General features: G+C 39.8%; 11 protein-coding genes and 2 riboswitches. Of the genes, 8 read left to right on the forward strand and 3 right to left on the reverse strand.

Going from position 1 to position 13,265, the window contains the following annotated elements:
- The first annotated feature begins 9 nt into the window (after nucleotides 1-9).
- The 5 genes from IMZ31_RS07025 (at nucleotide 10) to IMZ31_RS07045 (ending at nucleotide 4,757) form a co-directional block, all read left to right on the forward strand.
- Complete coding sequence (locus IMZ31_RS07025; RefSeq protein ID WP_207529844.1) at nucleotides 10-885, forward strand: DUF1028 domain-containing protein; 876 nt, start codon at nucleotides 10-12, stop codon at nucleotides 883-885.
- A gap of 280 nt (nucleotides 886-1,165) precedes the next feature.
- Complete coding sequence (locus IMZ31_RS07030) at nucleotides 1,166-1,726, forward strand: RNA polymerase sigma factor SigX (protein WP_207530329.1); 561 nt, start codon at nucleotides 1,166-1,168, stop codon at nucleotides 1,724-1,726.
- Nucleotides 1,713-2,909, forward strand: coding sequence for an anti-sigma factor family protein (locus IMZ31_RS07035; protein ID WP_207529845.1), 1,197 nt, complete (start codon nucleotides 1,713-1,715; stop codon nucleotides 2,907-2,909). Before IMZ31_RS07030 ends, IMZ31_RS07035 begins: the two co-directional genes overlap by 14 nt.
- Before the next feature lie 59 nt (nucleotides 2,910-2,968).
- Nucleotides 2,969-3,910: an ABC transporter ATP-binding protein gene (locus IMZ31_RS07040; protein ID WP_207529846.1), complete on the forward strand. Its 942-nt coding sequence runs from the start codon at nucleotides 2,969-2,971 to the stop codon at nucleotides 3,908-3,910.
- Nucleotides 3,894-4,757, forward strand: a complete 864-nt coding sequence (locus tag IMZ31_RS07045; RefSeq protein WP_207529847.1) for an ABC transporter permease — start codon at nucleotides 3,894-3,896, stop codon at nucleotides 4,755-4,757. Before IMZ31_RS07040 ends, IMZ31_RS07045 begins: the two co-directional genes overlap by 17 nt.
- A 182-nt stretch (nucleotides 4,758-4,939) precedes the next feature.
- Here IMZ31_RS07045 and IMZ31_RS07050 read toward each other — a convergent pair whose 3' ends face one another.
- A complete protein-coding gene (locus IMZ31_RS07050; RefSeq protein WP_207529848.1) occupies nucleotides 4,940-6,229 on the reverse strand; it encodes a Na+/H+ antiporter NhaC family protein in 1,290 nt (429 codons plus the stop codon).
- 116 nt (nucleotides 6,230-6,345) lie between these two features.
- A riboswitch (SAM riboswitch) is annotated at nucleotides 6,346-6,453 on the reverse strand.
- 391 nt (nucleotides 6,454-6,844) lie between these two features.
- Here IMZ31_RS07050 and IMZ31_RS07055 point away from each other — a divergent pair.
- The 3 genes from IMZ31_RS07055 (at nucleotide 6,845) to IMZ31_RS24630 (ending at nucleotide 9,644) form a co-directional block, all read left to right on the forward strand.
- Nucleotides 6,845-7,747: a C40 family peptidase gene (locus IMZ31_RS07055; protein ID WP_207529849.1), complete on the forward strand. Its 903-nt coding sequence runs from the start codon at nucleotides 6,845-6,847 to the stop codon at nucleotides 7,745-7,747.
- 386 nt (nucleotides 7,748-8,133) lie between these two features.
- The gene (locus IMZ31_RS07060; protein WP_207529850.1) at nucleotides 8,134-9,495 is read left to right on the forward strand and encodes a helix-turn-helix domain-containing protein; all 1,362 of its coding nucleotides are present in this window, start codon (nucleotides 8,134-8,136) and stop codon (nucleotides 9,493-9,495) included.
- A gap of 17 nt (nucleotides 9,496-9,512) precedes the next feature.
- Complete coding sequence (locus IMZ31_RS24630; protein ID WP_256438024.1) at nucleotides 9,513-9,644, forward strand: hypothetical protein; 132 nt, start codon at nucleotides 9,513-9,515, stop codon at nucleotides 9,642-9,644.
- A gap of 80 nt (nucleotides 9,645-9,724) precedes the next feature.
- On the opposite strand, the gene IMZ31_RS07065 is transcribed toward IMZ31_RS24630, so the two are convergent.
- Complete coding sequence (locus tag IMZ31_RS07065) at nucleotides 9,725-10,921, reverse strand: MFS transporter (protein ID WP_207529851.1); 1,197 nt, start codon at nucleotides 10,919-10,921, stop codon at nucleotides 9,725-9,727.
- Between the two features lie 688 nt (nucleotides 10,922-11,609).
- Nucleotides 11,610-12,728 (reverse strand): S8 family peptidase, encoded by a 1,119-nt coding sequence (locus IMZ31_RS07070; protein ID WP_207529852.1) that lies wholly within the window; start codon nucleotides 12,726-12,728, stop codon nucleotides 11,610-11,612.
- Between the two features lie 401 nt (nucleotides 12,729-13,129).
- Nucleotides 13,130-13,230: riboswitch (TPP riboswitch) on the forward strand.
- Nucleotides 13,231-13,265: the final 35 nt, after the last annotated feature.

Genomic DNA, 13,265 nt, shown 5'->3' on the forward strand with positions numbered 1-13,265 from the left:
AGAAGTAAAATGAACAGAGTTTCTAATCCTATAGTTGCAACGTTTTCGATTGTTGGATACGATCCTGAAACAGGTGAGCTAGGAGTTGCCGTTCAGTCTAAGTTCTTAGGTTCTGGCTCTGTTGTTCCCTGGGCAAAAGCGGGTGTAGGCGCTGTTGCTACCCAATCCTTAGCTAATCCTTCTTTTGGGCCTGAAGGGCTTCGCTTATTAGAAGAAGGCTTTGCTCCTGATGAAGTGGTAAAACAATTAACGGAAGCTGATCCTGAAAGGGGAATGCGTCAGGTTGGAATCGTGAATGCAGAGGGAAAGTCAGCTAACTATACAGGTGACGCTTGTTATGAATGGGCAGGAGGCTTAACAGGATCGAATTTTGCCGTTCAAGGAAACATATTGGTCAATGAAGAAACCGTAACCGAGATGGCTTCTGCCTTCGAATCAGGTAAAGGGTCTTTGGCTGATCGCCTGCTACAGGCGCTCCAAGCTGGACAGATGGCTGGTGGGGATAAGCGTGGGAAGCAATCTGCAGCTCTTCTTGTCGTTAAAGAAAATGGAGGTTATGGTGGATTTAATGACCGTTTCATTGATCTTCGGGTAGATGAGCATGAAGAACCCATTCATGAGCTAGTGAGAATCTATCACCTTCAGCAACTTTACTTTGGGGCTACGAAAGAAGAAAATGTGGCCTTAATTGAAGGAGAAGTTAAGCAAGAGCTCTTATTTCATTTGAAAAGACTCGGATACCTCCCTACTGTCAATGTTGTAGAATCCATTATGTATAAAGCATTTACTTCATTCCTCCACAGAGAGAACTTCGAGGAACGAGCCCTTGAACATGGTAAACTTGACTTAGAGGTTCTTGATTTTATGAAACACAAGCAATTATAAGGCTATAGTGACTCTACCCCTTTTTGAAAAAAGGGGGTGGAGTTTTTTTGTGGGTCATAGTGAGGGGGGTGGACCGCGGCCGTGGGTTATTGGGTTATGAGAGCCTAAGCTCGATTTAGTGGCTCGAGCCTCTACCCTTTTGAACTATAATGAATAAGGACGTATGAAATTGTACATAAAAAGGAAATTCTTTTAATTTTTATCTTTATACCTGTCACAAAAACCATAAATCCGGTGTCTCTACTATGAAAGCTGTTCGAAAGGAGGGGCCGCTTTGGAGGTGAGAGCAAATTTGTTCGATTCCAATTACTCAAATGAAACGGAGCCAACAGGAGCTCAGTTTCAACACTTATTTAAACAGTACTACCCAAATATCGTCCGTAAAATTATTACGATTGTACACGATCAGCAAACAGCAGAAGAAATTGCTCAAGAAGTATTTCTGAAACTTTATCATTCTGAAAAGGAAGAGATCGAATCTATTCCTGCTTGGCTTATGAAAGTCGCTGTTCGTTTATCTTACAACTACATACGAACTGAAAAACGACAGATGAAGAAAGCTGAGAAACAAGCAGAATATAGTCATGACATTATGGCTTCCGTAGAAGAAGCTTATATGGAAAAGGAACACCGCCAAGAAGTAAAAGATGCGCTAGCTCAATTAAATGAACGGGATCAACTGTTACTGATGATGAAATTTTCAGGCTTTAAGTATGGAGAGATTGCTCAAACAGCAAACGTTGAGCGTACGTCCGTTGGTACGTTGATCGCCAGGGCGAAGAAGCGGTTCAAAAATGTATACTCAGAGATGAAAGGAGATGACCGGGATGGCATGTATTGAAAATGGAACGTTACAAGCTTACCTAGATGATGAGCTTACCCGTGAGGAGAAAAAAGTTGTCATGCAACATCTAGAGACTTGTGCTTCTTGTCGTGGAGAATTAGAAGAGTTACAAGCACTTGAATCTGAAATCGAATTCTCCTTTCAAGGACCAAATGCCGACATCGATGTAGATGCCGCCTGGCGTTCATTTGAAAATAAGATTCAAGAGAATAAAGTGAAGAAAGACCCAATCGTAACCCAAAATAGTGAAAAACCACAAAAACAAAAAGGAGTGTTTAAATTGACTACGAAGACCAAACGTTTTATTGCTTCTGGAGTAGCAGCGGCTACAATTTTTGGATCTCTTGCTTTCCCGCAAGTTCAAGTTGCTGCCGATCAATTTCTTTCTATGTTCCGCGTCAATCAGGTTGAAATGGTTAAATTGACACAAGAGGATATGAACGAAGTCGACCGTTGGTTAAGCAGAGAAGAAGAAGGAACCTATGAATTGAAGGGGCTTGGTGAAATAGGAATTTCAGATAGGACAACTGACTTTAACAGTTATAGTGAACAATCTCGATTTAACCGAGTGCAAGAAGCGGTGGAAGCGGGGTATGATGTTCCGGAAATCGATTCATTTACATTTGAAAGCTTGAATATTGATCCCGGATATACGATGAGCTTTAATCTAGATGTAACGAAAGCCAATAATCTGTTAACGCAGTTCGGTGTGGTACAACAATTTGATGAAGCATTGGATGGGAAAACGTTCTCGTTACACGTTGGTGAATCGAACAATTTCGATTTTAAACGAGGAGAGAACCAAATAAGTTATTCGAATATAGACGCTCCCACCTTTACGGTCCCTGAAGGTACTTCGGTTGAAGAGTTGAAGAATACTTTATTGGAGCTTCCGTTTGTGCCATATAATGTGAAACGTCAAATTCAACAAATACAGAGCATCGAAGAAACCCTGCCTCTTCCTTACATTGAAAATGAGGGTGAGAAGGTAGAAGAGTTGACCATTGCAGGCAATAAGGGATATATGATGAGTAGCGATCAAGTGGCTACAATTATGTGGCAAGAAGGAGAACACATCCATGTAGTAGATTCCTTTACGGTACATGGCCAAAAAGGTATTGAAAAATCTAGACTAACGAATCAAGAACTAAAATCAATCGCCAACGAATTAGCACAATAATAGTAAAGGGCTGCTCCAGCAGCCCATTTTGTGCGTTTCTGTAGAGAGGGGAGTCTTTTATGAATGTAATGGAAGCTAATGGATTAACGAAAACCTACAATGGCCAGGCTGGTATACGTGATGTGTCCTTAGAGATCCAAGAGGGCATGGTTTATGGATTCCTTGGTCCGAATGGTGCTGGTAAGAGTACATTTGTGCGAACGATGTTAGGTTTACTTAATCCAACAAGTGGAGAGGGGCGAATTTTAGGTGAGCCGATTGGCACTCCTAAATCAAGAGAAAAGGTAGGTTATCTACCAGAGTTGTTTCGATATCCAGATTGGCTTACAGGTCGTAAACTACTTGAAAGTCATGCAGAACTGTGTAAGGTGCCAATTCGTGAAAGGAAGAAACGAATTGAAGAAGTGATTGACCTCGTTGGCATGACAGGGCGTGATAAAGAAAAGATTAAAGGGTATTCAAAAGGAATGTCTCAGCGTATTGGACTTGCTTGTGCGCTTATTAATGATCCAAAACTGATTTTCTTAGACGAACCCACTTCAGCTCTTGACCCAATTGGAAGGAAAGATGTCCGTGACTTGATGCTTCATTTAAAAGATCAAGGAAAAACCATTTTCCTAAATAGCCACTTGCTTAATGAGGTGGAGTCAGTTTGTGATCATGTTTCTATTGTGCATAAGAGTGAAATGATCGTTCAGGGAAAATGGCGGGAACTGATGATGGTGGAAGCACAGGTTGAAATTATGTCCTCGGCTACAGCTGGATTAACCAATCATGATTTTCCTGACTTTGTTCGTAATGTAGAAAACAAGGAAGCCGTTAATGACCGTTCTAAAGCCTTATACCAATTGAAAAGGGAAGAGGATATTCCAAGACTTGTCGATTTCTTGGCGAGTCACAAGCTTCCTATTTATGAAGTAACACCCGTCATTCCTCATTTAGAAGATGTGTTTATGTACTGGGTGAATGAAAAGGAGCAGCGTTATGTGGACCATCGCTAAGTTAACATTTAAAGAGATTGTATCCAAACGGATTTTCCTTATTACGATGATTATGACAGCGGTCTTCCTTATTTTATATGGCGTAGCGATTCACTATGCAGTGAAAGACTGGGAAAGTTTTGGGGCCTCAACGGTAGACCAAATGATGCAACAGCAGCTGTTCTCATCACAATTACTTAGTGTTGGACTTTATTTCTCTTCGTTCATTGTTGCTTTGCTCTCTATTTTATCTAGTGTCAGTGCAATTGCTAGTGAAATAGATAGTCATCAAATAGATACGTGGCTAATGCGCCCCATAACTCGTACACAATTTCTTTTAGGTAAAGTCATCGGACTTGGAGGTCTGTTGATTGCTTACGCGGCTTTATTGTTTGCGGGTATCATCATTTTGCACCAAGGCATAGGGGGCGAAGTTGTATCCCTTGATTTCTCAATTAGCCAGATTGCAAGTGCTGTATCAACGTATATGTTACAACCTCTAGTTTTAGTGACATTAGGTGTCATGTTAAGTAGTAGAATGACAACCCTAAATGCAGGGATCGTGTTAATCATCCTATACGGATCTGCCTTCATTGGAGGATTTGTTGAGCAAATTGGAACCATAATGGAAAAGGGGGCACTTGTGAATATTGGAATTATCTCAAGCCTTATTTTTCCTGTAGACGCCATGTACCGAAAAATGACGGTATTCTTATTTGATACAGCAGATAATCCCGTCAGCCTTGCTCAGCAAGGGATGTTTGCAAGTGCATCAGCTCCTAATAATGTGATGATTCTTTATACCATTATGTACGGATGTATTGCGCTTGCAGTAGCGATTACATTATTCCGGAAGCGTGATGTATAGGGGGGGGCACATGGGGAAGTGGTGGACCATTTCATTATTTACGATTTTCTTTTTGTTTTTATTATTTGTATTTACAAAGCGAGAGACATTGGCAGGGCAATTGTTAGGTGTTGACCCTTTCTTATAGTTCTAAAGGGATAAAAAAATGACGGGATACATGTATCCCGTCATTTTTAGTAATTTTACGCAGATTTTTTAAAGCGTGGGAACCCAATTGCAATTGCTATGAGACCTGAGATTGCAATTAATATAGGATAGAAAGAATACGGTAGTAATTCTATTGGCGATAGGCTACCGATTTGGGCTGCTGTTAATAATTGCGCTCCATATGGGATTAAGCCTTGGATTGTACAAGAGAATATATCTAGTAAACTTGCAGACTTTCTGGAATCAATCTCATACTCGTCAGCAATGTTCTTTGCCAATTGTCCAGTCGTAATTATAGCAATTGTATTATTTGCTGTAGCTAAGTTTGTAGTGGCTACAAGACCGGCGATACTTCCTTCGGCACCACGTTTAGAGCGAATTCCTTTTGTAAGGGTATGGAGAAGGAATTGAATGCCGCCATTGTGTTGAATCATAGCTACGATTCCGCCAATTATTATTGTAAGGAAAATTAATTCCGACATGGAGTTAATTCCTGATGTTATGTTAGACATAAAGGCATCAAGAGAATAATCACCACTAATTCCTCCAATTATTCCTGATAAAAGAATACCTCCAATGAGCACGGCCATCACATTCAGTCCTGCTAACGCACCCACTAAAACTCCGACATAAGGAATCACTTTTAACCAGTTGAAGCTATCTGCATCAACAGACGATGTTCCGCCTGAAGTGATCACGATTAACAATATAATAGTCGCAATAGCTGCAGGGAGAACGATGAAGAAGTTGGCTTTGAACTTGTCTTTCATTTCAGTTTTCTGTGTTCGAACCGCCGCAATTGTCGTATCAGAAATGATGGATAGGTTATCACCAAACATTGCACCACCAACAACAGCTGCAAGTGATAAGGCTGCAGAAAAGTCTGTTTCGGCACTAATACCGACAGCAATTGGTGCAAGTGCACTTATTGTGCCAACCGATGTTCCCATAGAAAGTGAAATGAAGCCAGCAATAATGAAGACTCCAACAATGATTAAGTTTTCAGGAAGATAAGTTAATGCCAGGTTTACTGTAGATTCTACGGCACCAATGCTGCTTGCCACCGATGAGAACGCACCGGCTAATATGAATATGAAGACCATAATCATGATGTCAGGATGGCCTGCACCTTTTGCAAATTGCTCCACTTTTTCGAAGGTTGGCTTCTTACGATTTTGTAGAATTGCAACAATCGCTGCAATTAGGGCTGGGATTAAGATTGAAATATAATAGAAATCACCTGTTACTATGCCAGATCCTACAAAGATAACTAAGAAAATGAGTAAGGGTAATAGAGCAAGTGGATTCCCTTTGTTTATATTCATGTTGCTGCACCTCTTTCTTGCTTGTTTAAATTCTTGTGTAATGGAAAACACTAGCCATGTATCATTAAAAAAGCCCTCTTCTTAATCAGAAGAGGGCTTTATATTTAGAGCTCCTCTTCTCATCTATCAAGTGTAACCTTGCTGGATTTGGCACAGCACTCATTTGCAATGAGCCCGCTGCCGAGACATCGTAGGGCCAGTCCCTCCGCCTCTCGTGATAAGAAGGAGTATTCACTTTTTGTTTTACATGCAGTACCTAAGTTTACTTATAACGTGGTTTATTGTCAATGAATGAAGAAAAAATGAGGTGTTGATAGGTTGGTGAAGAGTGAATGAAGAGACTCGTGTTGTGAGAAAAGTAAACTTTTTGGGAACAACTCCCTAAGTATACGTATGTTTAAATCTTGTACGAAAGTTTCATTTTCTTATAATCCCTATATTTACCTATTACAGTAAAAATGAAGTAATGAAGGGATCTTGTTGTATTATTATAAAAAATATGTCTTTTTTGAAAACAAATTGTAATATAAACGTAACTTTATGACAAACAAACTTTTGGTAGAATAGTCGTAGAAGAAAAAACAGACGATACTAGAAGAAAATGGAGTGGGGAATATGTTGAAGAAAATTGTAGCTTGTGGAATGGCTGTAATGTTTACGTTTAGTGGTGCATCAGTAGCTGGGGCGGCTAGTCAAGATGATTTGTTAAGTGTAGCTAAGAATCATATGGGAGTACCTTATGTATTTGGTGGTCAAAGCCCTAGTGGATTTGACTGTTCTGGATATACACAGTATGTCTTTAACAAAGTGGGTATCTCAATCCCTCGTACAACTGGAAGTCAAGCCACAGTAGGACAAGCAGTTAGTAAAAGCAATATGAAGCCAGGAGACCTAGTATTCTTTGAGAACACATATAAAGCAGGCATCTCGCATGTCGGAATTTATGTGGGTAATAATAAGTTTATTAGTGCTACCTCTAGCAAGGGGATTGATATTGTCTCTCTTAGCAATCCGTACTGGGGTCCTAAGTTTTCTACGGCACGTCGTGTAGCAGGGTTAAATAATGTAGACAGTTTATTTGCAGATGTGGATGAAAATCATGTTGCTTATGAAGCGATCAAAGCTTTAGTTAGTAGTGAGATTATAAAAGGATACCATGATGGTACATTTAAACCTAACCAAGATGTTACTAGAGGGCAAGCAGCTGCTTTATTTAACAGAATCATTGAGCATGAAGCTTCTGATAAAACAACATTCCCAGATGTAGATCCTAATCATCAATTTGCTAATGATATAGCAGCTATGAAAGAGCTAGACATTATTAATGGCTTCTTAAACGGTGAATTTAAACCAAACGAAACGATCACATTTAGTGAAATGACTACGATGGTTTTAAATTCGTTTGAAGCATCAGGTATTGAAAAGGATCAAAGTGTAAAAAGCTATTCCGCAGAAAATGTATCTCGCGCTGATTTTTCTTCAACTTTATATGACACACTTTATCAACACCAACAGTAAGTCTATCTTACACGTACGGTTATATATCCTCTTTGGTTTCAAAAACCAAAGGGGTTTTTTTATGATTTATTCTATTAATACCCAGGTTAATGGTGCTATAAACTCGTAGAGATCAATCATTACGCAATTTTAGTTATAGAACATAGCTTAATATACGTTTACCATCATTTAATAGGTCAAATGAACTTAGCAAAAATAAGGTTTGAGCCATAAGAACTAGTCCTCTAGTACCTAAAATTATCAGAATATTGATATATTTCTAATTTTTGATTATGATGAATGTAACTTACATCCCATATTCCAAATATGTTTGGGAAAAAATGCAGATGTAATACAGCCTTTTTGGCTATATTGATAGATAGACTTTCCCAAACGAGAAAATGGATGTGAGAGGGGTAGTCTCAACATTTGAAGCATACACTCTAGCAAAGGAGGATGCTTCAGTAGAGAGTGAGTTGATTCAAATCTTAAAAGGGTCTGAAGTGGGCAAAACAATCAAGTTACATCGGTTAAACCAAAATCGTACTCTTGAAGAAACGGCTCAAGGTATTTGTTCGATTTCTTACTTAAGTAAAATCGAAAATGGGCTTACGAAATCAAGTGAGGAAATTGTTCAACTGCTCTTACATCGCCTGGATATTCCAGTCGAAGTACTAGAAGAAGGCGTAGATGAGGAGTTACTCGAGCAAGAACTACACGAATGGTATACCGTTATCATGCAAAGAGAAACGGACCAGGCAACAGAGTTATATGTAAAGTTAAAGCAAAAATTGAGCACACTCTCAACTCCTAGTATACTAGCTTTGTTTAAGTTGTATGAGGTTCGCTATCATTTGTTGATGCGTCATTTTGCAGAAGTGCCGGTCTTATTAGACAAGTTAGAGAGAATGCAAGATTTGTTTGAGGAAAAACATCAGTACTATTATATAAAGTTCTCTGGCCTTTATCATAATATGCAAGAGAGATATCGAGAGGCTCAGCAATATTATAAGAAGGCGTTAGCACTTGTTCACCAAAATACGCTAAGTGATAGTGAACGAGCTGATTTGTACTTTATAACAGCCATTAATGAATCATCTCTTCAAAATGTGACTCTGTCCCTTCATTACGCAAGATTAGCGTTAAATTTATACACGATTCAATTCGATTTTAAAAGAAGTGGAGATTGTCAGATTTTACTTGGGATTTGCTATAAGCGGATTCACCAGTTTGAACAAGCGGAACAGTGCTTTCAGCTGGCGGTAAAGGCAGCGGGAAACTTGCAGAGTTCTTACTTAAAAGGGATTGCTTACCATAACCTCGGAGCTCTTCATGCAGCTCTCAAGCATCATGAAAAAGCAATTGATTATTTTGAAAAGAGTTTAGTGTTTAAAGATGATCATAACGTAAAAGGAAAGCTAACAAGTATTGCCTCCATTGTGGAATCGCTTTTTGAGTTAAGTGAACGAGGCAGGGCGTTGGAATGGATCGATCGAGGATTAATTATGATCCAACAACAGAACGATTTCCAAATTCTACGCTATTATTTTCAGGTATATAAATACCGAGTTCTTGAGGATCTCATTAGTCTGGAGCATTATTTAAAAGAAACAGTCATTCCTTATTTTATCGATAACGAGAATCAGTTCTATATCGGACTTTATTGTGAACTGTTGGCTGAGTGCTTACAAAAACACAAAAGGTATAAGGATGCTTGTTACTATCTAACTCTAGCTAATGAATCATATAAAAAATTATCAATTACGTAGAGGGAGAGTGGGGAAGTATGAAAAAATGGATGATTTCAGCTTTAGCAGTAGGGGCAATTGCATTTTCGGCATTGGGAGGCTTCACAACAAGTCAATTATCACTTGATGAAGAACCAGAACCAACAACAATTGAATTAACAGATATTTAATACTAAAAATCCCCTGGCTCTTATGAGCCAGGGGATTTTGATTTGTATTGGAGGAGGTATTTTGCTCAAAACCATCCTCGTTAGGAAGAGTGAACGGTTGATCTTGAGTTAATTGAAGTTGTTTTTCTGTTATTCATGACTTTGTAAAGATACATAACAATAAACACAAACAGACCCATCACAAAATATAACGGTTTATATCCTAGTAGGGAGACTACGACTCCCAAAACATAAGATCCAGTTGCAATTCCTATATCAAAGAGTGTAAAGAATGTCGCTGTTGCATGGCCGCTTCGGTGTTGATCAGCAGATTGAATAGCTAACGTTTGGAAACAAGGCACAAGACTCCCGTAGCCAAGACCGATTAGTGTAGCTGACAGCAAGAGCATAAAGGGAGAAGTTGTCATACTTAAATTAAATAAACCTAAAGCAAAGAGGCCTAGAGACGGATAGATGACAATGCTTGGACCTCTAGAGTCAAAGATGCGCCCGACGAACGGTCTCGAAATGAGCATCGCAACAGCAAATACAGCAAAGAAAAAACTTGCTGCTTCTAGTAATCCAAGAGATTTCGTATAAATAGAAATATAAGAAATAACACTAGAGTAGGTGAAAGCTAGTAAACTTCCTACTAATGCAATGGGTAAAGCATTTATTTCAAATAAATCATGAAGGGTTATTTTCTTCCTCTTGGAAGTTTCTTTCATAACGGGAGCAGCTACAAAGCTAGTGAATAGAAGAGCTCCAGCTAAAAGGGCACCAAGTACAATAAAGAGTGTTGAGAATGAGATCCAATTTAAAAGCGATAAAGCCAAAAAAGGACCTGCAACAACGGCAAGATTCATCGACATAGCAAAATACCCAAGTCCTTCTCCGCGTCGGCTATCAGGTATAATGTCTGCAGCAATTGCACCAGCTGCTGTAGTGGCAATGGCGAACCAAATACCGTGAAAGAATCGCAAAGCTAATAATAAGTAAAAACTAGTTGCTGCTACATAAACGAATGTAGTCAACATAAATAGTAAAAGACTTATTAGAAGCATTTTTTTCTTTCCGAAGTCTTCTAAAAGTTTTCCGGAAAAAGGTCTTACAAGGATAGCCGATAGTAAAAACAATGTAACAATTAAACCTGCTTGTGCTTCTGTTCCTTGTAGATCATCTGTCACAAAAATCGGTAAAGTGGTTAACAGAGCATAAAAGGTTAGGAATAAAAAGAAATTGCTTAAGGAAATGAAAAGGAAGCTTTTCGTCCATATTGGTAATTTTGTTTGTGTCATAATAAGTCCTCCTATGGTGCTTCGTTTCCTGATGGAATCTCGATTTTAAACACCAAGGAACATCATAGGCTTATCAAGAATCTTTGTAAAGGTATATGCTTTTAAAGGGTTCCATATAAGCCCCCCCCTTAGGTGGAAGACTTGAAGCTGAGATGTTTAAGCCGGAAAGGACCGTTATGTTTGATGAGTGGTTGGGCTAGCTCGGGGACAACTCGCTTTCCTGCGGGGAGCTGGGAAGCCTCCTCGTTCGCTTGCGCTCTCTGTGGGGTCTTCCCTAGGCTCCTTTTCCCGCGGGAGTCTCGCAGTCCCCGAGCAAGCCCTGGCTTTATAGAGGTGAACGGCCTCGCAGGTCGCATCAGGAGCTCTGAAGTCACCCTATATGGCATGTTTTCGTTTACCCTAATATGGTAAAGGTGGGCCTGGAAACTGCGAGACTCCCGTGGGCAGAAGAGCCTAGGTGAGACCCCGGAAGCCGGCGTGCCGGCTGAGGAGGCTCACCAGCTCCCCACAGGAAAGCGAGTGGTTTCCAGGCCCACCTTATGCTCAATTGAAGTTAACGAAAACATTCTCTCAGTTTCGAGTCTTCAACAATCCAGCCCTAATCTTAAAGATATAACAACATTTAACCTTAAAGCAAAAAGACAAAAAAATTCCCCGGGAGGGCCCGGGGACGAAGGGGAAAGTTCATTTATTGTGCTACTGCAAAAGTAGTAGTAGCTGCGTTGATTGCTTCCTGTACGTTAATTAATCCATTACCGTAGTAGAAAGCATCGCCTAGAGGCGTTGTCGTGCTATTTAATAAGCTGCGCACTTCTTGATTTGTGAGAGAACTGTCCTCTGCTAAGATGAGTGCTGCAGCTCCGGCTACGTGAGGAGACGCCATAGACGTTCCGTTATAAGAGCCGTATGTGTTACCTGGAAGTGTGCTAAGAATATCTGCACCTGGAGCCATTACTTCTAATTCCTCTCCAACTGAAGAGAATGAAGCACGGTTTAGGCCTTCATCTACAGCACCAACAGCAACAACGGATGTGTATTTGGCAGGATAGCCAATTGTGTTCTTTTTGCCTTTTGATCCTTCGTTACCAGCTGCAGCAATTAACAAAACACCTTGCTGATAAGCGTTATCCATTGCTTGTTGTAGTGTAGTCGAGCCGCGGCTTCCGCCTAAACTCATATTGACAACATCAATATTATTGTCAATTGCCCACTCTACACCTTTTGCGATCCCACTATAAGAACCGCTACCGCTACTGCTTAATACCTTAACAGCGTAAAGCTCAGCTGATGGAGCTACACCAAGTACTCCAAGAGTATTGTTAACACCAGCAATCGTTCCAGCTACGTGGGTACCGTGGCCATTTCCATCATTGAATGGATCAGGCTCACTATCTACGAAGCTTGCACCACCTGCAACTTGTAAATCTTCATGACTAGCGCTTATGCCGCTGTCTAAAACAGCTACTTTAATACCGCTTCCAGAATTGCCACTTGCTTGAACATCATCAGCGTTAATGGCTGGAATGCCCCATGGAGTTGTTTGACCGTAAGCTTGTACACTTGCATCTTCTTCAATATAAGTAACATTTGGATTCTTTTGAAGGGCCTCTACAGCTTTAGAAGGAAGTTTAGCCTGTACGACATTCATGTACTTGAATTGGTGCTTAACTTTTCCGCCTAACTGTTTAATGTTAGATGCTTCTTGCTTATCTACCCCTGTCTTAAAACCTATTAAGTAATCCTGAGGTTTCTCTGATGGTTGTGCCGAAGTTGCGATCGGCCCAATAGATAAAGATAAGATGAACATGAAACTAAGTATAACGATTTAAAAACGTTTCAATAGAATCCCTCCTTAAGTAGTTGATTCTATTGTAATACGAAGCCATAGTAAAAATCTTTGAGACATATGAGTGTGATAGATCAAGAGAATACGAGGAAAATAAGAAGTTTTCTCGAAAATTAGGTAAAAAGACACATGGTTATAAGTAGATTTAGGGGGGGTTTCGCAAGTGGAAGGGAAAAAGGAGTATAGAACGGATGTTTGTAGTAGCAGTTTGAGAAAAAAATGAATAAATGATAGGCTATCCATTTCTTAGTATACCATATATAAAAAGAAAATATTGGATAAAGTAGAAGAACTTTTGGTAGATGACTTGAGTACGGTGATTTATTCACCTATAATGGGATTAACGAAAAAAGCATAAGTAAGAAGACCACAAGGGGAGCCTTATGGCTGAGATTGAACAAATTGTTCTGACCCTCTGAACCTGTTAGTTAGTACTAGCGTAGGGATGTGGCTTTAGTGATGGCGCAATGCAAAAGGACTATCCATCTTAAAGCTCTC

This window comes from Pontibacillus sp. ALD_SL1, assembly GCF_017355605.1.

Excerpts from the sequence above, each read along its gene's own strand:
- IMZ31_RS07025 (WP_207529844.1), top strand. The coding sequence starts at position 10 with ATGAACAGAGTTTCTAATCCTATAGTTGCAACGTTTTCGATTGTTGGA.
- IMZ31_RS07035 (WP_207529845.1), top strand. The coding sequence starts at position 1,713 with ATGGCATGTATTGAAAATGGAACGTTACAAGCTTACCTAGATGATGAG.
- IMZ31_RS07040 (WP_207529846.1), top strand. The coding sequence starts at position 2,969 with ATGAATGTAATGGAAGCTAATGGATTAACGAAAACCTACAATGGCCAG.
- IMZ31_RS07045 (WP_207529847.1), top strand. The coding sequence starts at position 3,894 with ATGTGGACCATCGCTAAGTTAACATTTAAAGAGATTGTATCCAAACGG.
- IMZ31_RS07050 (WP_207529848.1), bottom strand. The coding sequence starts at position 6,229 with ATGAATATAAACAAAGGGAATCCACTTGCTCTATTACCCTTACTCATT.
- IMZ31_RS07055 (WP_207529849.1), top strand. The coding sequence starts at position 6,845 with ATGTTGAAGAAAATTGTAGCTTGTGGAATGGCTGTAATGTTTACGTTT.
- IMZ31_RS24630 (WP_256438024.1), top strand. The coding sequence starts at position 9,513 with ATGAAAAAATGGATGATTTCAGCTTTAGCAGTAGGGGCAATTGCATTT.
- IMZ31_RS07065 (WP_207529851.1), bottom strand. The coding sequence starts at position 10,921 with ATGACACAAACAAAATTACCAATATGGACGAAAAGCTTCCTTTTCATT.
- IMZ31_RS07070 (WP_207529852.1), bottom strand. The coding sequence starts at position 12,728 with ATGTTCATCTTATCTTTATCTATTGGGCCGATCGCAACTTCGGCACAA.